The sequence below is a fragment of the Nocardioides albidus genome (assembly GCF_006335005.1).
In the GTDB taxonomy this organism is placed as follows: Bacteria; Actinomycetota; Actinomycetes; order Propionibacteriales; family Nocardioidaceae; genus Nocardioides; species Nocardioides albidus.
In genome coordinates, this window is the sequence record NZ_VDMP01000027.1 from 121,915 (window position 1) to 145,266 (window position 23,352).

At 72.8% G+C, this 23,352-nt stretch carries 25 protein-coding genes; 17 read left to right on the top strand and 8 right to left on the bottom strand.

What is annotated here, in order from left to right:
* The first annotated feature begins 44 nt into the window (after positions 1-44).
* From FHP29_RS18970 to FHP29_RS19005, 8 genes are all read left to right on the top strand, one after another.
* Positions 45-962 (top strand): Rossmann-like and DUF2520 domain-containing protein, encoded by a 918-nt coding sequence (locus FHP29_RS18970; protein ID WP_139624440.1) that lies wholly within the window; start codon positions 45-47, stop codon positions 960-962.
* Entirely contained in the window at positions 959-1,909 is a 951-nt protein-coding gene (gene panC, locus FHP29_RS18975) for a pantoate--beta-alanine ligase (protein ID WP_139624441.1), read from the top strand. The genes FHP29_RS18970 and panC overlap by 4 nt, the downstream gene beginning before the upstream one ends.
* The gene (gene panD, locus FHP29_RS18980; RefSeq protein ID WP_139624442.1) at positions 1,909-2,328 is read left to right on the top strand and encodes an aspartate 1-decarboxylase; all 420 of its coding nucleotides are present in this window, start codon (positions 1,909-1,911) and stop codon (positions 2,326-2,328) included. The genes panC and panD overlap by 1 nt, the downstream gene beginning before the upstream one ends.
* Positions 2,329-2,353: 25 nt before the next feature.
* On the top strand, positions 2,354-4,036 hold the full coding sequence (locus tag FHP29_RS18985; protein WP_139624443.1) for an L-aspartate oxidase: 1,683 nt from the start codon (positions 2,354-2,356) through the stop codon (positions 4,034-4,036).
* Positions 4,033-4,947, top strand: a complete 915-nt coding sequence (gene nadC, locus FHP29_RS18990) for a carboxylating nicotinate-nucleotide diphosphorylase (protein ID WP_240044606.1) — start codon at positions 4,033-4,035, stop codon at positions 4,945-4,947. Before FHP29_RS18985 ends, nadC begins: the two co-directional genes overlap by 4 nt.
* A gap of 3 nt (positions 4,948-4,950) precedes the next feature.
* Positions 4,951-5,727, top strand: coding sequence for a type III pantothenate kinase (locus FHP29_RS18995; protein ID WP_139624444.1), 777 nt, complete (start codon positions 4,951-4,953; stop codon positions 5,725-5,727).
* Positions 5,728-5,815: 88 nt separating this feature from the next.
* Complete coding sequence (locus FHP29_RS19000; RefSeq protein WP_139624445.1) at positions 5,816-6,154, top strand: histone-like nucleoid-structuring protein Lsr2; 339 nt, start codon at positions 5,816-5,818, stop codon at positions 6,152-6,154.
* Between the two features lie 166 nt (positions 6,155-6,320).
* Positions 6,321-8,882: an ATP-dependent Clp protease ATP-binding subunit gene (locus tag FHP29_RS19005; RefSeq protein ID WP_139624446.1), complete on the top strand. Its 2,562-nt coding sequence runs from the start codon at positions 6,321-6,323 to the stop codon at positions 8,880-8,882.
* Positions 8,883-8,973: 91 nt separating this feature from the next.
* Here FHP29_RS19005 and FHP29_RS19010 read toward each other — a convergent pair whose 3' ends face one another.
* On the bottom strand, positions 8,974-9,297 hold the full coding sequence (locus FHP29_RS19010; protein ID WP_205014279.1) for a DMT family transporter: 324 nt from the start codon (positions 9,295-9,297) through the stop codon (positions 8,974-8,976).
* 63 nt (positions 9,298-9,360) lie between these two features.
* Between FHP29_RS19010 and FHP29_RS19015 the strand changes: the two genes are divergently transcribed.
* On the top strand, positions 9,361-9,945 hold the full coding sequence (locus FHP29_RS19015) for a TetR/AcrR family transcriptional regulator (RefSeq protein ID WP_240044607.1): 585 nt from the start codon (positions 9,361-9,363) through the stop codon (positions 9,943-9,945).
* Here the strand turns inward: FHP29_RS19015 and FHP29_RS19020 are convergent.
* Positions 9,930-10,802 (bottom strand): HhH-GPD family protein, encoded by an 873-nt coding sequence (locus FHP29_RS19020; protein WP_139624449.1) that lies wholly within the window; start codon positions 10,800-10,802, stop codon positions 9,930-9,932. The genes FHP29_RS19015 and FHP29_RS19020 overlap by 16 nt on opposite strands.
* Before the next feature lie 88 nt (positions 10,803-10,890).
* On the opposite strand from FHP29_RS19020, the gene FHP29_RS21895 reads away from it, so the two are divergent.
* Positions 10,891-11,643 carry a hypothetical protein gene (locus FHP29_RS21895; protein WP_158296645.1) on the top strand — a complete coding sequence of 251 codons (753 nt, stop codon included), beginning with the start codon at positions 10,891-10,893 and terminating at the stop codon, positions 11,641-11,643.
* 91 nt (positions 11,644-11,734) lie between these two features.
* Here FHP29_RS21895 and disA read toward each other — a convergent pair whose 3' ends face one another.
* Both disA and radA read right to left on the bottom strand, forming a co-directional pair.
* Positions 11,735-12,808: a DNA integrity scanning diadenylate cyclase DisA gene (disA, locus tag FHP29_RS19030; RefSeq protein ID WP_139624450.1), complete on the bottom strand. Its 1,074-nt coding sequence runs from the start codon at positions 12,806-12,808 to the stop codon at positions 11,735-11,737.
* A 129-nt stretch (positions 12,809-12,937) separates the two neighbouring features.
* Positions 12,938-14,368 (bottom strand): DNA repair protein RadA, encoded by a 1,431-nt coding sequence (gene radA, locus FHP29_RS19035; protein WP_139624451.1) that lies wholly within the window; start codon positions 14,366-14,368, stop codon positions 12,938-12,940.
* A gap of 80 nt (positions 14,369-14,448) precedes the next feature.
* On the opposite strand from radA, the gene FHP29_RS19040 reads away from it, so the two are divergent.
* Complete coding sequence (locus FHP29_RS19040) at positions 14,449-15,483, top strand: LacI family DNA-binding transcriptional regulator (RefSeq protein WP_240044608.1); 1,035 nt, start codon at positions 14,449-14,451, stop codon at positions 15,481-15,483.
* A gap of 27 nt (positions 15,484-15,510) precedes the next feature.
* Here the strand turns inward: FHP29_RS19040 and FHP29_RS19045 are convergent, their stop codons facing one another.
* From FHP29_RS19045 to FHP29_RS19055, 3 genes are all read right to left on the bottom strand, one after another.
* Entirely contained in the window at positions 15,511-16,218 is a 708-nt protein-coding gene (locus FHP29_RS19045; protein ID WP_139624453.1) for a class I SAM-dependent methyltransferase, read from the bottom strand.
* A 36-nt stretch (positions 16,219-16,254) separates the two neighbouring features.
* A complete protein-coding gene (locus tag FHP29_RS19050; protein WP_139624454.1) occupies positions 16,255-16,893 on the bottom strand; it encodes a VOC family protein in 639 nt (212 codons plus the stop codon).
* 215 nt (positions 16,894-17,108) lie between these two features.
* Positions 17,109-17,870, bottom strand: a complete 762-nt coding sequence (locus FHP29_RS19055; RefSeq protein ID WP_139624455.1) for a DUF3109 family protein — start codon at positions 17,868-17,870, stop codon at positions 17,109-17,111.
* A gap of 38 nt (positions 17,871-17,908) precedes the next feature.
* Here FHP29_RS19055 and FHP29_RS19060 point away from each other — a divergent pair, with 38 nt between their 5' ends.
* The 6 genes from FHP29_RS19060 to proC all read left to right on the top strand — a co-directional run bounded on the left by FHP29_RS19060 (position 17,909) and on the right by proC (position 22,883).
* Positions 17,909-18,847 carry a Ppx/GppA family phosphatase gene (locus FHP29_RS19060; RefSeq protein ID WP_139624456.1) on the top strand — a complete coding sequence of 313 codons (939 nt, stop codon included), beginning with the start codon at positions 17,909-17,911 and terminating at the stop codon, positions 18,845-18,847.
* Entirely contained in the window at positions 18,844-19,680 is an 837-nt protein-coding gene (locus FHP29_RS19065) for a sugar phosphate isomerase/epimerase family protein (protein ID WP_139624457.1), read from the top strand. Before FHP29_RS19060 ends, FHP29_RS19065 begins: the two co-directional genes overlap by 4 nt.
* Entirely contained in the window at positions 19,677-20,264 is a 588-nt protein-coding gene (locus FHP29_RS19070) for a TetR/AcrR family transcriptional regulator (protein WP_139624458.1), read from the top strand. The genes FHP29_RS19065 and FHP29_RS19070 overlap by 4 nt, the downstream gene beginning before the upstream one ends.
* A gap of 296 nt (positions 20,265-20,560) precedes the next feature.
* Complete coding sequence (locus tag FHP29_RS19075) at positions 20,561-21,274, top strand: ABC transporter ATP-binding protein (RefSeq protein ID WP_139624459.1); 714 nt, start codon at positions 20,561-20,563, stop codon at positions 21,272-21,274.
* Positions 21,271-22,005 carry an ABC transporter permease gene (locus FHP29_RS19080; RefSeq protein WP_139624460.1) on the top strand — a complete coding sequence of 245 codons (735 nt, stop codon included), beginning with the start codon at positions 21,271-21,273 and terminating at the stop codon, positions 22,003-22,005. Before FHP29_RS19075 ends, FHP29_RS19080 begins: the two co-directional genes overlap by 4 nt.
* A 59-nt stretch (positions 22,006-22,064) precedes the next feature.
* Positions 22,065-22,883, top strand: coding sequence for a pyrroline-5-carboxylate reductase (proC, locus tag FHP29_RS19085; RefSeq protein WP_275669460.1), 819 nt, complete (start codon positions 22,065-22,067; stop codon positions 22,881-22,883).
* Here proC and FHP29_RS19090 read toward each other — a convergent pair.
* Positions 22,880-23,352 (bottom strand): HAD family hydrolase (locus FHP29_RS19090; RefSeq protein WP_139624461.1); only part of this gene is annotated, 473 nt, incomplete at its 5' end. The genes proC and FHP29_RS19090 overlap by 4 nt on opposite strands.

Below are 23,352 nucleotides of genomic sequence, written 5' to 3' on the forward strand. Positions count from 1 at the left end.
CTCGCGGCAGGAGTGGTCGGAGGGACGGGAACGAAAGGTTCACGATGTCCCACCTCCTCCGTGTGGGTGTGATCGGCGCTGGCCGCGTCGGCGCCGTCATCGCCGCGGGTCTCCGCGCGGCCGGCCACCCCGTCGTCGCCGCTGCCGGCGAGTCCGACGCGTCCCGGCGCCGTGCCGCCGACCTGCTTCCGGGAGTCCCGCTCCGCAAGCCCAGCGAGGTCGCTCGCGAGGCCGAGCTGCTGCTGCTCACGGTGCCCGACGACATGCTTCCCAACGTCGTCAAGGTGCTGGCCGACTCCGGTGCGCTGCGCGCCGGCCAGGTCGTCGCGCACACCTCCGGCCGCCACGGTCTCGCCGTGCTCGCTCCCGCCGCCGCGCTCGGCGCGCGGGTGATCGCGCTGCACCCGGCGATGACCTTCACCGGCACGGCGGTCGACCTCGAGCGCCTCGAGGGCTGCGTGTTCGGACTCACGGCCGGCTCGCAGGAGCGCGAGCTCGCCGAGTCCCTCGTCGCCGACCTCGGCGGCCGCCCCACCTGGGTGCCCGAGGAGATGCGCACGCTCTACCACGCCGGCCTCGCCCACGGCGCCAACCACCTCGTCACCCTGGTGAGCGAGGCGATGGGGCTGCTCAGCGCCGCCGGCGTCGACGACCCCGCGGGCACCCTGCGTCCCCTCCTCGACGCCGCCCTCGACAACGCGCTCGCCCACGGCGACGCGGCGCTCACCGGCCCGATCGTCCGCGGCGACGTCCGCACGGTCGCGGCCCACCTCAAGGACATCTCGACCAACGCGCCCGACACCCTGCCGTCGTACGTCGCCATGGCCTGGGCCACCCTCGACCACGCCGTCACCGACGGTCGGCTGCTGCCGATCAGGGCGCGCGCGATCGCCACCGTGCTCAGCGCGTACGGCGAGCGCCGGGTCCTGCCCCATCTCGACTCCACCGCCTTCGGCGCATGAGCGTCCTCACCACGCCTGCGGTCGCGCGCAGCCGGGCGGACCTGGCGAGCCTCGTCGGCCCCGGCCGCGCGCCGGTCGTGTTCGTGCCGACCATGGGAGCGCTGCACGAGGGCCACGCCTCGCTGCTGCGGATGGCGCGCGAGCGCGCCGGGGACCAGGGTCGGGTCGTGCTCTCCATCTTCGTCAACCCGCTGCAGTTCGGGCCGGGCGAGGACCTCGACCGCTACCCGCGCACCTTCGACGCCGACCTCGAGATCGCCGCGACCGAGGGCGTCGACGTCGTGTTCGCGCCGACGGTCGCGGAGATGTACCCCGACGGCGTGCCCCATCCCGGCGTGGACTCCCAGGCCGTGACCGTCGAGCCCGGACCGCTCGGCGACCTCCTCGAAGGAGCCAGCCGTCCCGGCCATTTCCGCGGGGTGCTGACCGTCGTCGCCAAGCTCTTCGGCCTGGTCCGGCCCGACGTGGCGATCTTCGGTGAGAAGGACTACCAGCAGCTCGCGCTGATCCGGCGGATGGCCTCCGACCTGTGCCTCGGCATCGAGATCGTGGGTGCGCCGACGGACCGCGAGCCCGACGGGCTGGCGCGCTCGAGCCGCAACCGCTACCTCGACGCCGAGCAGCGGCAGCAGGCGGCCGCGCTGAGCCGGGCGCTGCGCGCTGCCCAGGAGCGGGCGCCGTACGGCGTCCCGGCGGCGCGGTGGGCGGCGATGAGCGTCCTCAAGGGCGAGCCCGGCATCGAGCTCGACTACCTCGCCCTGACGACCACCGGCCTCGGCGAGCTGCCCGACTACCCCGACCCCGGCACCGAGGGCCGGATCCTCGTCGCTGCTCGGGTCGGCACCACCCGGCTCATCGACAACCTTCCCCTGCGCTTCGACACCGACTCCCACCCGGGCTCGACCGCGACCGCGGCGGGCACCACCACCCACACCGGAGGCAACTGATGCTTCGCACCATGATGAAGAGCAAGATCCACCGGGCCACCGTGACCCAGGCCGACCTGCACTACGTCGGCTCGGTCACCGTCGACGAGGACCTGCTCGAGGCCGCCGACCTGCTGGCCGGCGAGCTCGTGCACATCGTGGACATCACCAACGGCGCGCGCCTCGAGACGTACACGATCGCCGGCGAGCGCGGCAGCGGCGTGATCGGCATCAACGGCGCCGCCGCCCGGCTGGTCCACCCCGGCGACCTCGTCATCCTCATCGGCTACGGCCAGATGACGACCGAGGAGGCCAAGGAGCACCAGCCGCACGTCGTCTTCGTCGACGCCGACAACAAGATCATGGCGACCGGGTTCGACCCCGCCGAGACCTTCGGCGACCCGGGCCTGTCCCGCGGTGACGTCACCGCCGGTCGCTGACTGCCGGACTCGGTAGCCTGCGGGGATGCCAGCAGCTCTGCGCCTTCCGGGGCGCCTGACCGCGCCCGGCCCCGGCTGGACGACGCGCGCCGACGTCGTCATCGTCGGGTCCGGCATCGCCGGCCTCACCGCAGCGCTCCGGCTGCGTGCCCACGTCGACAAGGTCCTGGTGGTCACCAAGGACGTGCTCAACGCGGGATCGACCCAGTGGGCCCAGGGCGGCATCGCCGCCGCCCTCGGTCCTGAGGACACCCCGGAGCAGCACGAGGTCGACACCCTCGTCGCCGGAGCGGGCGCGTGCGACGCCGACGCCGTCCGGGTCCTGGTCAACGAGGGGCCGGAGGCGGTGCGCGAGCTGATCGCGCTCGGCACGAACTTCGACCACACCGACGACGGCGAGCTCTCGCTCACCCGCGAGGGCGGCCACCACCGCGACCGCATCGCGCACGCCGGCGGCGACGCCACCGGCGCGGAGATCCAGCGAGCCCTCATCGCCGCCGTCGAGGCGGCGCCCGACATCGAGGTCATCCAGCACGCGCTGGCCGTCGACCTGCTCCTCGGCGAGGACGACGAGGGGCGCACCTCGGTCGCCGGGCTGACCCTGCACGTCATCGGCGAGGGCGAGCGCGACGGCGTGGGCGCCGTCCACTGCCGCGCCGTGGTCCTGGCCAGCGGCGGCCTCGGGCAGGTGTTCACCCAGACCACCAATCCCGTCGTCTCCACCGGCGACGGGATGGCCCTCGCGCTTCGTGCGGGGGCGACTCTGCGCGACCTCGAGTTCGTGCAGTTCCACCCGACGGTGATGTATCTCGGCCCCGACTCCCGCGGCCAGCAGCCGCTCATCTCCGAGGCCGTCCGCGGGGAGGGCGCCTTCCTCGTCGACGGCCCCCCCGAGGACGGCGGCACCCGTTTCATGCAGGGCGTGCACGAGCTCGCCGACCTCGCCCCGCGCGACGTCGTCGCGAAGGCGATCATGAAGCGGATGCTCGAGACCGGGCGCCCGCACATGTGGCTCGACGCACGCCATCTCGGGCGGGAGTTCTGGGAGCGGCGGTTCCCGACCATCCTGGCCACCGCCCGCTCCCACGGCATCGACCCGGTGACCCAGCTGATCCCCGTCGCCCCCGCGTGCCACTACGCCTCGGGCGGGGTGCGCACCGACCTCTACGGACGCACCGACGTCCCCGGTCTCTACGCCACCGGCGAGGTCGCCTGCTCCGGCGTCCACGGCGCCAACCGGCTCGCCTCCAACTCGCTGCTGGAGGGACTGGTCTTCTCACGCCGGATCGCCGACGTCTTGCCCGCGGAGCTGCCGGCCTGGCGGGAGCCGTCGCCCGATCGTCGTACCGCCGGCCTGGTCGGGGGTGAGGTGCGCCGTGAGCTCCAGGAGACGATGAGCTCGCGGGTGGGCGTGCTGCGGACCGCCGCCGGACTGGCCGAGGCCTGCGCCGTGCTCGACAAGCTCGCCGGCCATGGCGCCGAGGCGGTCGACCAGGCGTCCTGGGAGACCACCAACCTGCTCACCATCAGCGCCGCGCTCGCGGACGCCGCCGCGTTGCGCGAGGAGACCCGGGGCTCCCACTGGCGCGAGGACTTCCCGGAGCGCGACGACGCGCAGTGGGCGGGTCACTTCGACGCGACCATGGACGACGGCGTCACGGCCGTGTCCTTCGTGCCGGCGCCCGCCACGGACGGAGGGCTGCGGTGATCGTCCGCACGCCGTACGACGACCTGCCCGCCCGTCTCGTCGCGGAGCTCGCCGAGGCCGGGCTGGATCCCCGGGCGGTCTACGACCACGTGGTGCTGGCCTTCGAGGAGGACCTCCCCGGCGGTGTCGACGACGTCACGAGCGACGCGATGCCCGACATGGGCCACGCCGTCGCCGACTTCGCGGCGCGTGAGCCGGGCGTGGTCGCCGGCCTCGCGATCGCCGAGCTCGCCTTCGTCTACGCCCTCGGCGACTCCGTGGCGATCTCCGGCCGGGTCCCGGACGGCACCCGGGTGGCTCCCGGCGACGTGGTCCTCACCGTGTCCGGACCGGTGCGCGGCGTCCTCACGGCGGAGCGCACCGCTCTCAACTTCGCCTCCCACCTCTCCGGGGTCGCGACAGCGACCTCGCAGTGGGTCGATGCCCTGGCCGGCACCCGCGCCCGCGTCCTCGACACCCGCAAGACGCTGCCCGGCTGGCGGGCGCTGCAGAAGTACGCCGTGCGCTGCGGCGGCGGCGTCAACCACCGCTTCAGCCTGGTGGACCGGGCCATGGTCAAGGACAACCACGCGGTCGCCGCGGGCGGTGTCGTCGCGGCGTACGAGGCGGTCGTCGCAGCGCACCCCGGCCTGCGGGTCGAGGTCGAGGTGATGGACCTCGACGAGCTGAAGGCCGTGCTGGCCGCGGGCTGCACCGAGGTGCTCCTCGACAACATGAGCACCGCCGACATGGCCGAGGCGGTGCGGATCAACGAGGCCGCGGGCGCCCGGGCGACCCTCGAGGCCTCCGGCGGGCTCACCCTCGAACGGGCCCGCGAGGTGGCCGAGACCGGTGTCGACTTCATCTCCGTCGGCGCGCTCACCCACTCCGTCAACGTCTTCGACCTCGGCCTGGACTTCCGGACGGGCTGACCGATGCCGCTGCTCGCCGCCGACATCGGCAACGCCCACACCGTCCTCGGCCTCGTCGCCGACGGCACGGTCCTGGCCGACTGGCGGGTCTCGACGGCCGAGCACCGCACCGCCGACGAGTGGGGCGTCCTCCTGCGCGGACTGCTCGGCCCCCGGGAGAGCGAGGTCAGCGGGATCGCGGTGTGCGCGACCGTCCCGGCCGTGCTCAATGCCTGGCGCGAGATGCTGCCCGCGCATTTCCCCGACATCGCCTGCGTGATCGTCGAGCCCGGTATTCGCACCGGTGTGCCCATTCTCGTCGACAATCCTCGCGAGGTCGGCAGCGACCGGATCGTGAATGCGCTCGCCGCGGCCGCCGATTTCGACTGTCCGGCCATCGTCGTCGATTTCGGGGGAACAGCCACCACCTACGACGTCGTCGACGAGCAGGGCCGCTATGTCGGCGGCGCGATCACGCCGGGCATCGAGATCTCCCTCGACGCGCTCAGCCGTGGCGGCGCCCAGTTGCGGATGGTCGAGCTGGTCCGCCCCCGCGGCGTGATCGGCAAGAACACCGTCGAGGCGCTCCAGTCGGGCATGGTCTTCGGCGTCGCCAGCCAGGTGGAGGGCATGGTCGAACGGCTGATCACCGCCCTGGGCTGTGGGGTCGACGAGGCTTCGGTGATCGCGACGGGCTATCTCGCGCCGCTCGTGGTCGACGAGTGCCGCTGCTTCACCCATAACGCTCCGTGGCTGACTCTCCGCGGACTCGAGAAGGTATTCCTGCGCAATCAGCGATGATTCGCTTTCTCCCACATTTGTGCAAGGATCCGATATCGCCGCTTTCGGCACATTCGATTCCTGACACTTCCCGAGGGAGTTCTCGCTCATGGCACAGAAGGTGAACATCGTCCTCGTCGACGACATCGACGGGACCGACGCCACACAGACGGTCAGCTTCGGTCTCGACGGCGCCAATTACGAGATCGACCTCAATGACGACAACGCCTCCGCGCTGCGCGAGGCGCTGGCGCCGTACGTCGGCCACGGCCGCAAGGTCGGTCGCGGCGGTGGCGGCGCGAGGCGCAACGGTGCCCGGTCCGCCGCGGCGGCCGGCGGAGCGGCGGCCAAGGAGATCCGCGAGTGGGCCCGCGAGACCGGCCGCGACGTCCCGGAGCGGGGCCGGATCCCCGCCGACGTGCGCGAGGCGTACGAGTCCGCCCACTGAGCCTGACCGCGGGTCTCGTGACCGCTCCGGCGGCACCCCCTCGACCACACGGGTGAGCACTGTTCGCTGACAGCGGACGGATCAGGGTCGCTGGATCGGAACGCGTAGGGTGGTTGCGGGGTTGTATCCCTTGAACAGCCCCGTGTGACGTGTGAGGAGCGTGCAGATGTTCGAGCGGTTCACAGACCGTGCCCGCCGGGTGGTCGTGCTGGCCCAGGAGGAGGCCCGCATGCTCTCCCACAACTACATCGGGACCGAGCACATCCTGCTCGGCCTCATCCACGAGGGCGAGGGTGTCGCCGCCAAGGCGCTCGAGTCGCTGGACATCTCCCTGGAGGCCGTGCGCGCCCAGGTCGAGGAGATCATCGGCCAGGGCCAGCAGGCGCCGTCCGGACACATCCCCTTCACCCCCCGCGCCAAGAAGGTCCTCGAGCTCTCGCTGCGCGAGGCGCTCCAGCTCGGCCACTCCTACATCGGCACCGAGCACATCCTGCTCGGCCTGATCCGCGAGGGCGAGGGCGTCGCCGCCCAGGTGCTGCAGAAGCTCGGCGCCGACCTCAACCGGGTCCGCCAGCAGGTCATCCAGCTGCTCTCGGGGTTCCAGGGCAAGGAGGGCACGGCCGCGGCCGCCAGCACGGGCAGCGCCAGCAGCGGCGACCAGCCGTCGTCGTCCCTCGTGCTCGACCAGTTCGGCCGCAACCTGACCCAGGACGCCCGCGAGGGCAAGCTCGACCCGATCATCGGCCGCGCGCAGCAGATCGAGCGCGTGATGCAGGTGCTCTCGCGGCGCACCAAGAACAACCCGGTGCTCATCGGTGAGCCCGGCGTCGGCAAGACCTCGATCGTCGAGGGTCTGGCCCAGGACATCGTCAAGGGCAACGTGCCCGAGACGCTCAAGGACAAGCAGATCTACACCCTCGACCTGGGTGCGCTGGTCGCCGGCTCGCGCTACCGCGGTGACTTCGAGGAGCGCCTGAAGAAGGTGCTCAAGGAGATCCGCACCCGCGGCGACATCGTGCTGTTCATCGACGAGATCCACACCCTCGTCGGCGCCGGCGCGGCCGAGGGCGCCATCGACGCGGCCTCGATCCTCAAGCCGATGCTGGCCCGCGGTGAGCTGCAGACCATCGGCGCGACCACCCTCGACGAGTACCGCAAGTACCTCGAGAAGGACGCCGCGCTCGAGCGCCGCTTCCAGCCGATCCAGGTGCCCGAGCCGTCGATCGCCGACACCATCGAGATGCTCAAGGGCATCCGCGACCGCTACGAGGCGCACCACCGGGTGACGATCACCGACGAGGCGCTGGTCTCCGCGGCCACCCTCGCCGACCGCTACATCTCCGACCGCTTCCTGCCGGACAAGGCGATCGACCTGATCGACGAGGCCGGCTCGCGGCTGCGGATCCGCCGGATGACCGCTCCCGCCGACCTGCGCGAGTACGACGAGCAGATCGCCGAGGTCCGCCAGCGCAAGGAGGCGGCCATCGACGGCCAGGACTTCGAGGCCGCCGCGCGCCTGCGCGACGAGGAGAAGCAGCTCATCTTGAAGAAGTCGGAGCGCGAGAAGCAGTGGCGCGCCGGCGACATGGACGAGGTGGCCGAGGTCGACGAGGAGCTGATCGCCGAGGTGCTCGCCGTGGCGACCGGCATCCCGATCGTGAAGCTGTCCGAGGAGGAGTCCACGCGGCTGCTCAAGATGGAGGACGAGCTGCACCGCCGGGTCATCGGCCAGGAGGAGGCCGTCAAGGCACTCTCCCGGGCGATCCGTCGTACCCGTGCCGGCCTGAAGGACCCCAAGCGCCCCGGCGGCTCGTTCATCTTCGCCGGCCCCTCGGGCGTCGGCAAGACCTGGCTCTCGAAGACGCTGGCCGAGTTCCTCTTCGGTGACGAGGACGCGCTCATCCAGCTCGACATGTCGGAGTTCGGCGAGAAGCACACCGTCTCGCGCCTCTTCGGCTCGCCTCCGGGCTACGTCGGCTACGAGGAGGGCGGCCAGCTCACCGAGAAGGTGCGCCGCAAGCCGTTCTCCGTCGTGCTCTTCGACGAGGTCGAGAAGGCCCACCCCGACATCTTCAACAGCCTGCTGCAGATCCTCGAGGAAGGTCGCCTGACCGACTCGCAGGGCCGGATCGTGGACTTCAAGAACACCGTCATCATCATGACCACGAACCTCGGCTCCCGCGACATCGGCAAGTCCGTCGGGCTCGGCTTCAACTCCGGTGACGCCGCGGGCTCCTACGACCGGATGAAGGCGAAGGTCTCCGACGAGCTCAAGCAGCACTTCCGGCCCGAGTTCCTCAACCGCGTCGACGAGATCATCGTGTTCCCGCCGCTGTCGCAGGAGCAGATCGTCGCGATGGTCGACAACATGATCGCCGGCGTCGAGCTGCGCCTCAAGGACCGCGACATGAAGCTCGAGCTCACCCAGAAGGCGAAGAACCTGCTGGCCGAGCGCGGCTTCGACCCGGTCCTCGGCGCGCGGCCGCTGCGACGCACGATCCAGCGTGAGATCGAGGACGTGCTCGCCGAGAAGATGCTCTTCGGCGAGGTCGGCCCCGGCCAGATCGTGCTCGTCGACGTCGACGGCGAGGGTCCCGCGGCGACCTTCACCTTCGAGGGCCAGAAGGTCGGGACGCTCCCCGACCTGCCGCCGCTCGAGACGGTCGCCGACAAGCGGGACGGCGGCGAGCCCGGCGAGGGCGACCTGCCCGTCGCCGGCAACGACTGACCGTCGCGGACCAGCCCGAACGCACTCGACCCGGCGCCTCCTGAGCTCGTTTCAGGAGGCGCCGGGTCGCTTTTCCGCGGCGGGCGGATCCTCAGTGAGCGCCGGTCAGGTTGAGGAGCACCACGCCGAGGATGATCAGCGCCAGCGCCGCGATCTTGAACGCGTCGAGCCTCTCGCCGAGGAACAGGCTCCCCACGACGGCGATCCCCGCCGTGCCGAGCCCCGCCCACACGGCGTACGCGACCGAGACGGGCAGGTGCTTGACGACGACGGCCAGCATCCAGATGGACGTCGCGTACCCCCCGACGACCAGCGCGGTCCACAGCGGGTCACGGAAGCTCTCGGTGCGGGGCAGGGCAGCACTGGCGGCGACCTCGACCCCGATGGCTCCGAACAGGACAACCCAAGCGATCACCACGACACACGTCCTTTCATGTAGCGACTGCTACGCAACTGTAGCACCTGCTACATTGCCGGTGTGAAAACGGCGGCCAAGGACGGCGAGCGACGAGCGCAGCTCGCCGAGGAGGTGACCGACTACGCCCTCGAGCACGGCCTGATCGGGCTCAGCCTGCGCCCGGTCGCGGCGGCGCTGGGGACCAGCGACCGGATGCTGCTCTACCACTTCTCCGGCAAGGACGATCTGATCGCGACCGTCCTGCACACCGCCAACGAGAGGTCGATCGCGCACCTCCGCTCGCTGCCGGCGGCGTCCTCGGTGCGTGAGGCGGTCCTCGCCCTGTGGGCCGCGTCCACCGAGGGCCGGCTCGAGCGCTGCCAGCGGCTCTACGTCGAGGCCGCGGCCCTCGGACTCCTTGGACGCGAGCCGTACGCCGGCGGGGTGCGCGCGTCCAACCAGGCCTGGCTCGCCGCCCTCGTCGACCTGCTCGTGGCCTCGGGCTGCAGCCGCGCCGCCGCGCCCCGAGCGGCGAACCTGCTCGATGTGGCGCTGATGGGCCTGCACCTCGACCTGCCGCTCGAGCGGGGCACCGCGGCGCTGGAGCGCTGTGTCGCCGACCTCGCGGATGCGGTCGCGGCGGTCGCGGATCAGGGCAGCCGGTAGCGCCCGTCGGCGTCGACGGCGGCGAGCCCGTCGGCGACCAGTGACGCCAGACATCGCTCCCGTTGCTCGTCGATGTCCCAGGCCAGGTCGAGGCGCTCCTCGGCGACCGGGCCGGGGGCGTCCCTCAGCACCGCCAGGAGCCGGCCGCGGCACTGCCGGTCGGTGCCGGCGTAGGTCTGCACGGGACGCGGCGGGCCGTCGTACGCCGGCGACCCGGCCTGCCGCCAGGCGCACAGGCCCGCGACGGGGCAGTCGGCGCAGCGCGGGCGGTCGGCGGTGCAGACGAGCGCGCCGAGCTCCATCACGGCCACCGACCAGGTCGCCGCGGTCGGGGGATCGCTCGGAAGCAGCTCCGCTCCGAGCGCGCGCTCCGCCCGGGTGACCGAGCGCGGCGGGAACTCCGTGCCGGTGACGGCGCGGGCCAGCACGCGGCGGACGTTGGTGTCGAGGACGACCTGGCGCTGCCCGTAGGCGAACGCCGCGATCGCCGCCGCCGTGTAGTCGCCGACTCCGGGCAGGGCCAGCAGCTCGTCGTACGACGACGGGACCTCGCCGCCGTGCTGCTCGGTGATCGCCACGGCGGCCGCGTGCAGGCGCAGGGCGCGGCGGGGATAGCCGAGTCGTCCCCACGCCCGGACCGCCTCGCCCGAGGCCTCCGCGGCCAGGTCCGCCGGTGTCGGCCAGCGCGTGAGCCAGGCCTCGTGGACCGGAAGGACCCGAACGACGGGGGTCTGTTGGAGCATGAACTCGCTGACCAGGACCGACCAGGGGCTGGCCTCGGGGCGTCGCCACGGGAGGTCGCGGGCGTTCTCGTCGTACCAGCGCAGAACCGTCTCGACCAGGGGGCTTGTCGTCATGGGACCTCCATTGTGACGTGGCTCCGGATCGCGAGGGACCTCGGCGGGTCAGCCGGGTTCACCGCGCCCGGCTGACTACCGTCGTCCCATGCCCACGTCGCGCCCGCTCCCGCCCGGGGTGTACTGGCGGCGACGGGTGTTCGTGCTCGGCATCGCCTTCGCGCTGGTCTTCGTGATCGCGCGCGTGCTGACCGCGGGCAGCGACGCGAGCTCCGACCCCCGCCCGGCGGCGGAGCAGGCAGGTGGACGGGTCGCGTCGACCGGGACCACGGCCCGCGCGGACGACGACCAGAAGTCAGGCGGGCGCGGTGCCACCGCGCCGACGGGGACCGGACCCACCACGCCGACCGCGCCCAGCCTGGCCGAGCCCGACGGGGAGTGCGATGCGTCCGACGTCCTCGTGACGCCCTCGGTCGCGCCGGGCGCCGTCGCCGGGCGCGACGTCCCGCTCACCCTGTCGCTGCAGACCCGGGAGTCCGAGGCGTGCACCTGGCAGGTCAGCGCGGACACCGTGGTCGTGAAGGTCGCGCAGGGCACCGAGGACGTGTGGACCACCGGACAGTGCCCGCAGGCGCTCAGCGCCCAGCCCGTCGTGGTACGCCGCGCCGTCGCCACCACGGTCCAGCTGGTGTGGGCGGAGGCGCGCGAGTCCACCGACGGCTGCACCCGGCGAGCGGGATGGGCCGCGCCCGGCACCTTCACCATCGCGGCCGCCGCGTTGGGTGGGGAGCCCGCCGAGGCGCAGTTCGAGCTCGGCGCCCCGGCGCCGGCGACGATCCAGGTCACCCCCAAGGCCAAGCACACGAAGAAGCAGAAGCTGCCGGAGACGCCGGTCAACTGAGCCGGCCAGTGGTTGAGGTGCGACGAGCGCTTGAATCCGCCGCAGCGAGGAGCCTCGGAGCCTCCGGCCCTGCTGCCCGTCCCGGCTGGTCTCAGACGTAGCGCTCGAGGATGGTGGACTCGGCCAGCCGGCTCAGTCCCTCGCGCACGCTGCGGGCTCGCAGCTCGCCCACGCCCTCGACGGCCTGGAGGTCGTCGATGCCGGCCGAGAGCAGCTTCTGCAGGGTGCCGAAGTGGTCCACCAGGCCTTCGATGACGCCGGCGGGAAGGCGCGGGACCTTGGTCAGCAGCCGGTAGCCGCGGGGTGCGACGGCGCCGTCGAGGTGCTCGCCGGTGCCGATGCCGAGGACCTTCGCCACCGCGGACGGGTCGACCAGGTCGGTGGAGGAGAGCTGCTCCAGCTTGGAGAGCAGGTCGCCGGGCTCGCGGCTGCGGCGCCGCGAGGGCGCGTAGTCGCGGATGACCAGCTCGCGCTCGGTGTCGACGCCGGTCACCAGCTCCTCGAGCTGGAGCGCGAGGAGACGACCGTCCGTGCCGAGCTCGAGCACGTAGTCCTCGATCTCGCGCGCGATCCGGCTGACCATCTCCAGACGCTGGGCGACCACCGCCACGTCGCGCACGGTCACGAGATCCTCGATCTCGAGCGCGGACAGGGTGCTGGAGACCTCGTCGAGGCGCAGCTTGTAGCGCTCCAGGGTGGCCAGCGCCTGGTTCGCGCGCGAGAGGATCTGACCGGAGTCCTCGAGGACGTGGCGGGTGTGCCCGACGTACGCGGCGATGATCTGCATCGACTGCGACACCGAGATGACGGGGTGCCCGGTCTGCTTCGCCACCCGATCGGCCGTGCGGTGCCGGGTGCCGGTCTCGTCGGAGGGGATGCCCTGGTCCGGCATCAGGTGCACCGCCGCGCGGACGATCCGGTTGACGCTGCCGTCGACGATGATCGCGCCGTCCATCTTGGCGAGCTCGCGCAGGCCGGTCGCGGTGAACGGCACGTCGAGCTCGAAGCCGCCGGTGCACAGGCTGTCGACGAGACGGTCCCGGCCCAGCACGATCAGCGCACCGGTCCGGCCGCGGAGGATGCGCTCCAGCCCGTCGCGAAGGGGAGTGCCGGGTGCGATCGATGCGAGGGCCTCGCGGAGTCGCGGATCGGCCGACGTGACCACGGGTGCTCCCTGCTGACGTGCTGGATGGACGTGGTCACCCTATCCGCGCACGTGGCTGCTCATGCCTGGTTATCGCCGAGGACGCTGTCCTTCGGTTGTGGGGGATCCCGGCGGGACCCGGGCGGAGTCCTACTCGACCACCTCCAAAGCGTGCTTCGTGCGCTGATGGACCTGCATCACGCGCAGCGCGGACGCGACGTCGGGGGCCTCGACCACGCGCATCCCGTCGACGCTGCGCTCACTGCCGGTGCGGCGCACGCCTTGGGCGGCGCCGGGGTCCGCGGGGACGACGGCCATCGCGAAGCCGAGCCGCGCCGCCTCGGCCAGGCGCTGGGGCAGGTCGCGCACCCGCCGCAGCTCGCCGGACAGGCCGATCTCGCCGAGCGCGACCACGCCGGCGGGCGGTGCGCTCACGAAGTGGGCGGAGGCGATGGCGACCGCGAGGGCGAGATCGGCGCCCGGATCGCTGAGCCGGGCGCCGCCGACGGTCGAGGCGAACACGTCGTGCTGGTGGAGGCGCAGGCCGCAGTGCTGCTGCAGGACCGCGAGGATCATCGCCAGCCGCGACCCGTCGATCCCGGAGGTCGTGCGACGCGGGCGCTCGGCCGGCGAGAGGGTGACCAGGCCCTGCACCTCGGTCAGCAGCGGCCGACGTCCCTCCATCGACACGGCGACGCAGGTGCCGGGGACGCGGCCGTGGTGCCGCTCCACGAAGATGCCGGTCGGGTCCTCGACCGTGCGGATGCCGTCGGGGCCGAGGTCGAAGCAGCCGACCTCGTCGACCGGGCCGAACCGGTTCTTGACCGCACGCAGCATCCGGAACCGGGAGTTGCGGTCGCCCTCGAAGTGGAGGACGACGTCGACGAGGTGCTCGAGGACGCGAGGTCCCGCGATCCCCCCGTCCTTGGTGACGTGGCCGATCATCACCACCGTGATGTCGCGGCTCTTGGCCATCCGCACCAGCGCCTGGGCCACCTCCTTGACCTGGGTCACGCCGCCCGGCACGCCGTCCACGCCCGACGCGCTGATCGTCTGCACCGAGTCGATGACGACCGTGCTCGGACGGACCTGCTCGATGTGGGTGAGGACCGCTCCCAGGTCGGTCTCGGCGGCGAGGTAGAGCTGGTCGTGGATGCCGCCGGTGCGATCGGCGCGCAGGCGGACCTGCGCGGCCGACTCCTCGCCGGTGACGTAGAGGGTGCGCTGGCGGGCCGCGGCGGTGCGGGCGGCCACCTCGAGCAGCAGCGTCGACTTCCCGACGCCGGGCTCGCCGGCGAGCAGCACGGCCGCCCCCGGCACGAGGCCGCCGCCGAGCACGCGGTCGAGCTCAGGGACGCCGGAGCGATGGTGGACGGCGCGCTCGGCCGACACCTGGCCGATCGGGACGGCGGCGCTGGTGACGGGCGCGGCCGCCGTGCGTGCCGACGGTCCGGCGCTGGCGACCGCGGTCTCCGAGACCGAGCCCCAGGCCTGGCACTCGCCGCACCGGCCCACCCAGCGCGCCGTGGACCAGCCGCACTCGCCGCATCGGTAAGTCGAACGTGCTTTCGAACCAGCCATGGCACGACACTAGAACAGACCGCCGACGCAACCGCCCTGGCACGCGGAGGCTGTGGAGATCGTCGTGGGAGGATCGGGTGGTGGACACCCCCCGCCCGCCGGCCACCCTCGCCGACGTCGCAGAGCGGGCCGGCGTCTCGCGGCAGACCGTCTCGAACGCCATCAACAATCCCGCCCTGCTCCGGCCCGACACCCTCGCCCGGGTCCAGGAGGCCATCGAGCAGCTCGACTACACGCCGAACCAGGCCGCCCGCCACCTGCGCACCCGCTCCTCGCACCTGGTCGGTCTGCGGCTGGGCCCAGCCCAGGAGTTCACCGCCAACATGGCCATGGACCGGTTCGTGCACGCGCTCGTCGAGGCGTCCCGCGAGGCCGGCTACCACATCCTGCTGTTCTCGGGCGGCCGGGTCGCGGAGGGGGAGCTGCCCGACCCGCTCGGCGGGTACGACGACCTCCTCCGCTCCACGGCCGTCGACGCGTTCGTGGTGACCGACACCTATCTCGGCAATCCGCAGACGGTCGGCCTGGCGCAGCGGCGCGCGCCGTTCGTCGCCTTCGGCCGGCCGTGGGACGACACGGCGGCGAGCCATCCCTGGGTCGACGTCGACGGGGCCGCCGGCGTCGAGGCCGCGACCGAGCACCTGCGCGCCCAGGGACACGAGCGGATCGCGTGGCTGGGCTGGCAGCCCGGCTCCCGCATCGGCGAGGACCGCCGGGCCGGCTGGCACCGGTCGATGGCGACGCACGCCCTGTCCACCACCGGCCTCGAGGCGGCGGTCTCCGACACCGTGGACGCGGGTCGGGAGGCCGCCGCGACGCTGCTCGACACGAGTGGCCCCACGGCGTTCGTGTGCGCCTCCGACACGCTGGCCGTCGGTGTCCTGCACGCTCTCGCCCAGCGCGGTCAGAAGCCGGGGGCCGACGTCGGCGTCGTGGGCTTCGACGACTCCCAGGTCGCCCAGGTCATGGGCCTGACGTCGGTGCGCCAGCCGCTCGAGGAGGTGGCGGTCCACCTCGTCGCGGCGTTGCGGGCCCTGCTGGCGCCCGGCCGTCCGGCGAGCGACGGCGTGCTTCTCCAGCCCAGCCTTCGGATCAGGGCGTCGAGCGTCCGGTAGCCGGCCAGGCCGCTCGGCCCCGTCAAATCAGAAGATCCTCGACCAGAGGTTGACGGCGTAGTCCACCTCGAGCCCGTCGTGCTCGCGCAGGACCTGGTCGGCGACCTCCCGGGTGAACTCGATGCGCACGACCGCCTCGAGGTCGGCGCGCGAGCCGAACCGCCAGCCCATGTCGACGCGGTCGAGGGTCCATCCGCGCAGGCTCCAGAACCGCTCGGTCTCCTCGGGCGGGTCGAGGTGCGGATAGCCGCGGCGGAACCAGCCGCCGAAGGTCGAGCGTGAGCCGTCGTTGTCGATGACCAGCGCGACCCCGCCCCGGCGTACGACGCGGTCGAGCTCGGCCAGGCCGGGCTCGCATCCGCGACCGAAGAAGTACGCCCAGCGCGCCTGGACCACGTCGACCGAGGCGTCCGGGAGCGGGATCTCCTGCGCCGTGCCCTGCAGCACCTCGGCGTTCGCGACACCACGGCTGCGCAGCCGGCGGTCCGCGAGCCGCACCAGCGCCGGGTGCGGCTCGACGCCGACGACCCGCGCGGCGCGCTCGGCGAAGCGCGGCAGGTGGAAGCCGGTGCCGCAGCCGAGATCGAGGACCGTGCGCCCGGACCAGTCCGCGCGCGCGGACATCGCCGACCAGAGCCGACCGTCGGGATCGGCGGCCCGGTTCTCGAGCTCGTACGTCGCCGTGTGGTGCCAGATGTTGGGGCTCGGGATGGCCCCCTTGGGCGGTGCGCTCACGGGCTCACCGGCTCACAGGCGCGCGGAGCCGGCCGGTCAGATGCGGACGATGCCGTCCGGCGTGAGCACCTGCGCGGCGAGGATGCCGGGGGTGCCGTGCGGGGCGACCCACTCGACCTTGACGTCCTCCAGCGGCGCCTCGACGGTCTCGCCGAGCCACTCGCTGACCCGCTGCGGGTCACCGGCGATCTCGATGCCGGCGAGGGAGACGGTGCCGTCGGCGCCGGTGGAGGGGTGCAGCTCGGTGGGGACGTCCCACTGGAGGAAGAAGGGGAGTTGCGGGTCGGCGATCAGGCCGTTGATGCCGATCTGCTTCCAGCGCAGCTCGGTGCCGTCGGGCCGGTGGCGCGACCCGGGGACCGCCGGGCGGCCCAGACGCCGCTCCACGGTGGTGATGTCGGGGACGGCGACGGCCCAGCCGAGCCAACCGCCGCCGAGGGCGGAGCGGGCCTTGACGGCCTGGCCGAAGGGCGCCTTGTCGGACGCGGGGTGGTCGAGAGCCTCGACGACCTCGAGGTAGGTGCAGTCCGTCAGCGGCAGGATCATGTTGCGGGTGCCGAAGCGCGGGTGGACGCCGCCGTCGACGAACTCACGCCCGATCGCCGCGCCCAGCCGGGCTGCCGTGCTTGCGAGTCCGTCGGGGCCGGCCGCGTAGGAGAGATGATCCAGGCGCATGTCACACATTCTGAGCATGCGCTGAGAGGTCCGACGAATCGGGGTCCCCGTCTCTTGATGTCGAGATGGGTTGGCAGGGTTGCGCGGGGCTGCCGGTTCACCACGGGATGTAGGCGAACCCGCGCTTCTGTAGCGGACCTCCGCCCGGGAAGCTCCGATTCGGCTACATCCCGTGGTGAACCGTCCCCGGGCGCGGCGCGCCAGCCGGTCAGACCTCAGCGGGGATCGGCAGGATGCAGCGCGAGCGCCGACCGGGAGCGCAGGTGGGCCTCGCAGTGGCGGACGAGCTCGTCGTACGCCTCCTGTCCCATCAGGGCCACCAGCTCGGCCTCGTTGGTCACGTAGACCGGCTCGACGCCGACGTGGGCCTCGGTGTTGCCCGAGCAGTACCAGTCGAGGTCGTGGCCGCCGGCGCCCCAGCCGCGGCGGTCGTACTCGGTGATGGTGACCTCGACGTACGACGTGCCGTCCATCCGCTCGACCTCGCGGAAGGTACGCCGGATGGGCAGCTGCCAGCACACGTCGGGCTTGGTCTCCAGGGGGTTGCGGCCGAGCTCGAGCGCGAGCCCGTGCAGCGCGCAGCCGGCGCCTCCGGCGAAGCCGGGCCGGTTGGAGAAGACGCAGGATCGCTGTCCGTCGACCTCGTGCATCCGGGTCTTCCGCTCACCGTCCTCGTCCTTCTCGACCCAGTCCTTGCGCTTGACCGGGCGGCCCGGGTGGGCCTGCCAGTGCGCCGGGGTGAGCAGCTCCACGAAGACCGCGACCCGCTTCTCGTCGTCCTTGTCGGCGAAGTGCGCGCCGAGCGTGCAGCAGCCGACGTCGGGCGAGTCGGCGTAGATGCCGGCGCAGCCGCTGCCGAAGATGCAGGTGAAGGACGACGTCAGCCAGGTGAGGTCGCACTTGAGGACCTCGGTCTCGTCGGCGGGGTTGGTGAACTCCACCCACGCACGGGGGAAGTCGAGCGGGACCTCGGGCACCGCCCAATCCTAGGGGTGCGACGCAGTAGGCTCGAACCATGCGTCTGGGTGTCCTCGACATCGGCTCGAACACCGGCCACCTGCTGGTGGTCGACGCCCACGGGGGCGCGGCCCCGTTACCGGCGTACTCCTACAAGGAGCCGCTGCGGCTGGCCGAGCATCTCGACGAGCGCGGCGACGTGTCGCCGACCGGGATCGCTGCGCTGACCGCGTTCACCGCGCAGGCGCTGGTCGTGGCCGAGGAGAAGGGCTGCGAGGAGCTGCTGCCGTTCGCGACCTCCGCCGTCCGCGACGCCGGCAACTCCGAGGCCGTGCTGGCCCATGTCGAGGCCGAGACCGGCGTACGGATCGAGGTGCTGCCCGGTGAGGACGAGGCGCGGCTGACCTTCCTCGCCGTACGCCGCTGGTTCGGTTGGTCGGCCGGACGGCTCGCCGTCTTCGACATCGGCGGCGGCTCGCTGGAGATCGCGGCCGGATCCGACGAGCGCCCGGACGTCGCCTGGTCGCTGCCGCTGGGCGCGGCCCGGCTGGCGCGGGCGGAGTTCGCGGCCCGGCCCGACGACGATCAGCTGCGCGCGATCCGGCGCCGGATCCGCGCCGACATCGCCCGCGACGCGGGCCACCTGCTGCGCGCCGGTACGACGCACCGCGCGTCGGCGACCTCGAAGACCTTCCGCTCTCTGGCCCGCATCTGCGGCGCCGCGCCGTCGGGAGACGGCCCGCTCGTGGCGCGGACCCTTCCGCAGGCGGCGTTGCGCGAGTGGATCCCGAAGCTCGTGGCGATGACGCCCGAGGAGCTGGCCGCGCTGCCCGGCGTCTCGCCGAGCCGGACCCACCAGATCGTGCCGGGTGCGCTCGTCGCGGAGGCGTGCATGGACATCTTCGACCTGCCCGAGCTGGAGATCTGCCCGTGGGCCCTGCGCGAGGGCGTGATCCTCGAGCGGATCGACGAGCTCGGGGTCGACGACCGGTCATGACCGGTCGGGCGCGTCCTCGGGTCGGGCTCTCGACGAGCTCGGTCTACCCCGAGTCGACGGCCCACGCGTTCGGGTACGCCGCCGCGGTCGGCTACGAGGCGGTCGAGGTGATGGTGGGCATCGACGCGCTCTCCCAGGAGGTCGACGCGGTGCGGCAGCTCTCGGAGCACCATCACCTGCCGGTCAGCGCGATCCACGCACCCTGCCTGCTGTTCACGCAGCGCGTCTGGGGGGTCGAGCCGTGGGGCAAGCTCGAGCGGTCGGCCGCGATGGCGCAGGCGGTCGGTGCCGGCGTCGTGGTGGTGCATCCGCCGTTCCGCTGGCAGAAGGAGTACGCCCGCGACTTCGTCAACGGCATCGCCGCCCTCGAGGAGTCCTCGGGCATCGCGTTCGCGGTGGAGAACATGTATCCCTGGCGGGCCTCGCGCCGCCGGATGGAGATGTACCTGCCCGGCTGGGACCCGTCGGACGAGCCCTACGCCAACACCACGATCGACCTGTCCCACGCCGCCATCGCCCGCTCGGACCCGGTCGCGATGGCCGAGCGGCTCGGTCCGCGGCTGCGGCACGTCCATCTCACCGACGGCACCGACTCGGCGATGGACGAGCATCTCGTGCCGGGTCGCGGCGAGATCGGTGCCGACCGGTTCCTGCGCCACCTCGCGGCGTCCGGCTTCGCCGGCGAGGTGGTGCTCGAGATCAACACCCGGCGCTGCACGACCCGCGAGGAGCGGGAGGCCGACCTGCGCGAGTCCCTCGAGTTCGCGATCGAGCACCTGACCGCCGTACCCGCCGTTCCGGCCGTTCCCGCCGTGCCGGTCGAGCCGTCGTGACCGCCACCGCTCGCGGCCGCCGGCGCGGCAGCCCGGACACCCGCGCCGCCATCCTGGCCGCCGCCCGCACCCGCTTCGCCGAGGCCGGGTTCGCGGGGACGACGATCCGGGGCGTGGCCGGCGACGCCGGTGTCGACCCGGCGCTCGTGCACCACTACTTCGGCTCGAAGGACGACCTCTTCGTCGCGGCCCTCGAGCTCCCGGTCGACCCGCGGGCGGTGATGGCCGAGCAGGTCGTGGGCCCGCTGGACGGCGCGGGGGAGCGGCTGCTGCGCGCCCTGCTGTCGGTCTGGGACGACCCGTCGATGCGCCCGGCGCTGCTGGCGATGGTGCGTCGCCTGGTCGAGCCGGGCGGGGAGCGGCTCTTCCGCGAGGGCTTCCTGCCCGTCGTGCTCGCGCCGCTCGGCGAGGCCCTCGGCATCGACGCCCCCGAGCGACGGATGCAGCTGGTCGCCAGCCAGGTGATCGGCCTGATCATGCTGCGCTATGTCGTCCGTGCCCCTGCTCTCGCTGCCATGGACGCCGAGGCTCTCGTGGCGGCGTACGCGCCGGTGCTGGACCGCTTCCTGGCCGGTCCGCTGTAAGAGGCTCCGCCGATAGGTGGCGCCTGCTGCGCGCCCGCGACACACGGGCGCTGGCGGCGTTGGCGTCGCTCGATGGGCGGCCCAGCACGTCTTCGCTCCGCCGCCTTGCCATCACCCGCGTCTCGCGACGCTCGCGACGCCGCCACCTATCGGCGGAACCTCTAACACGTTGTTCGCCGACCTGCCCGCCGCATGACTGCGGTTCCGGGGCCATTGGAACGTTCCAGACCGTAGTGAACAGCGTGTTACATGCCGACCCCTTGCGCCCGGACCACCCCGAGGCGCATATTCAACACATGATGAATTCTGTCGTCGAGGTCGCCGCTCTTCGCGTGGTCCGCGGGGGCAGGCCGGTGATCGACGGGCTCGACCTGGTGATCGGGGCGGGCGTCACCGGACTGCTCGGCCCCTCCGGGTGCGGGAAGTCCACGCTGCTGCGCTCGATCGTGGGGGTGCAGCGGGTGGCGGGTGGGACCGTCACGGTGCTCGGCGAGCCTGCGGGGAGCGGGCCGCTGCGCGACCGGGTCGGCTACCAGACCCAGTCCTCCAGCGTGTACGACGACCTGAGCGTGCTGGAGAACCTCCGCTTCTTCGCTCGGGTCCTCGGCCTCCCGCCGTCCGCGGCGCACGACGCCCTCCTCGCCGTGGACCTCGCCCGCCACGGCGATGACGTCGCCGGGCGGCTCAGCGGCGGGCAGCGCTCGCGGGTGGGACTGGCCGTCGCGCTGCTCGGCACCCCGGCGCTGCTGGTCCTCGACGAGCCGACCGTCGGACTCGACCCCGTCCTGCGCCGCGACCTGTGGGCGCTCTTCCACCGCATCGCCGAGCAGGGCACGGCGGTCCTCGTCTCCAGCCACGTCATGGACGAGGCGGAGCGCTGCGACACGCTGCTGCTGATGCGCGAGGGCCGGATCATCGCCCACGGCCCACCGGCCGACATCAAGGCGGCGCAGGGCGTCGCCGACATCGAGTCCGCCTTCCTCGCCCTGGTCGAGGAGGGTCGGCGATGACCCCGCGCGTCACCCTGGCGATCGCCGTACGGGTGCTGACGCAACTGCGCCGCGACCATCGCACGCTGGCCATGCTGCTGGTCCTGCCCTGCCTGCTCCAGGCGCTGCTGTGGTGGATCTTCCAGGACACGCCGCTCGTGTTCGACCGGATCGGCCCGGCGCTGCTGGCGATCTTCCCCTTCTTCGTGATGTTCCTGGTCACCAGCATCACCACGCTGCGCGAGCGCTCCGGCGGCACCCTGGAGCGGCTCTTCACGATGCCGATGGGCCGCCTCGACTTCCTCGTCGGCTACGCGCTGGCCTTCGGCGCGGTCGCCGCCGTCCAGGCCGCCCTGGCCGCCGGGGTCGCGGTCGGGCTGCTCGACCTCGACCTGCGCGGACCGGACGCGCTGCTGGTCGTGGTGGGCGTCGTCGACGCCGTCCTCGGTACGGCGCTCGGGCTGTTCGTCTCCGCCTTCGCCCGCACCGAGTTCCAGGCCGTGCAGTTCCTGCCGGCGGTGGTCGTCCCCCAGATCCTGCTGTGCGGGCTGATCGTGCCGCGCGAGCGGCTGCCACGCGTCCTCGAGTCCGTGGCCGACGTGCTGCCGCTGACGTGGGCGGTCGACGCCATGGAGCACCTGGCCACCACCACCCGGACCGGCGAGGTGTGGCGCGACGTCGGCATCGTGGTCGGGTTCGCGCTCGCCGCGCTGGCCCTCGGGGCGGCGACCCTGCGGCGTCGTACCGACTGATCCGTCCTCGGACCGGGCCGAGTGGCGTCGCGTCGCCCGGACCTGAGACTCTTCGGGACGTGAGCGAGCAGAGCGTGGGCGAGAAGCGGACCGCCGTCATCGGTGCCGGTGTCATGGGGGAGACCCTGCTGTCCGGACTGATCCGGGCCGGCCGGAGCGCGGCGTCGCTCGTGGTCGTCGAGAAGCGCCCCGAGCGCGCGGCCGAGCTCGCCGAGAGGTACGCCGTGCGCGTGGTCGCCGACGTCGCCGTGGCCGCGGAGGCCGAGACCGTGCTGCTCGTGGTCAAGCCGCAGGACATGGCCGAGGTGCTCGCCGAGCTCGCGCCCGCGCTCCGGCCGGGCCAGCTCCTCGTCTCCCTCGCCGCCGGCATCACCACCGCCTTCGTCGAGTCCCGGGTGCCCGACGGCGTCGCCGTCGTCCGGGTCATGCCCAACACCCCCGCCCTGGTCGACCAGGGCATGGCCGCGATCTCCCCCGGCACCCACTGCGACGAGGGCCACCTCGCCGAGGCCGAGGAGCTGATGGCCTCGGTGGGCCGGGTGGTCCAGGTGCCCGAGAAGCAGCAGGACGCCGTCACCGCGATCAGCGGCTCCGGGCCGGCGTACGTCTTCTTCATGGTCGAGTCGATGATCGAGGCCGGCGTCCACCTCGGCCTGCCGCGGACCATCGCCCACGAGCTCGTCGTGCAGACCCTGGTCGGCTCCGCGACCATGCTGCGCGAGACGGGCGAGCACCCCGCGGTGCTGCGCGAGCAGGTCACCTCGCCCGGCGGTACGACGGCCGCGGCCCTGCGCGAGCTCGAGGTGCACCGCGTGCGGGCGGCCTTCCTCGCCGCCCTCGAGGCGGCCCGGGACCGCTCGCGCGAGCTCGGCTCCTAGGCCACCTCCGCCAGTCCGCGCACGGTCCGCACCCGTACGCCGGCCCGGCGCGCGTCGTGCCGGCCGTAGCGGTCGAGCAGCCGGGCCTGCAGCCCGGCCCGCTGCGCGCCGACCACGTCGTGGCGCAGCGAGTCGCCCACCATCAGGGTCGCCCCCGGCTCGGCGCCGAGGGACGCGCACGCCGTGAGATAGGCGCGCGGGTCGGGCTTGGCCGCCGGCAGCGCGGACGACGCGAAGACGGGCACGTCGGCGCGCAGCAGCCCGGTGCGCCTCAGCTTCTCGGTCTGGATCGCGAGCTGTCCGTTGGTGAGGACGCCGACCGGCAGTCCGGCCGTCCGGGCGCGCTCGATCGCCGCGGCCGCGTCGTCGAACGCGCGCCAGGCCGCTCGGTAGCAGCCCAGGAAGCCGGCGTACACGTCGTCGGCGAGGGCGTCGTCGGCCAGGTCCCAGCCGGGCAGGAAGTCACGGA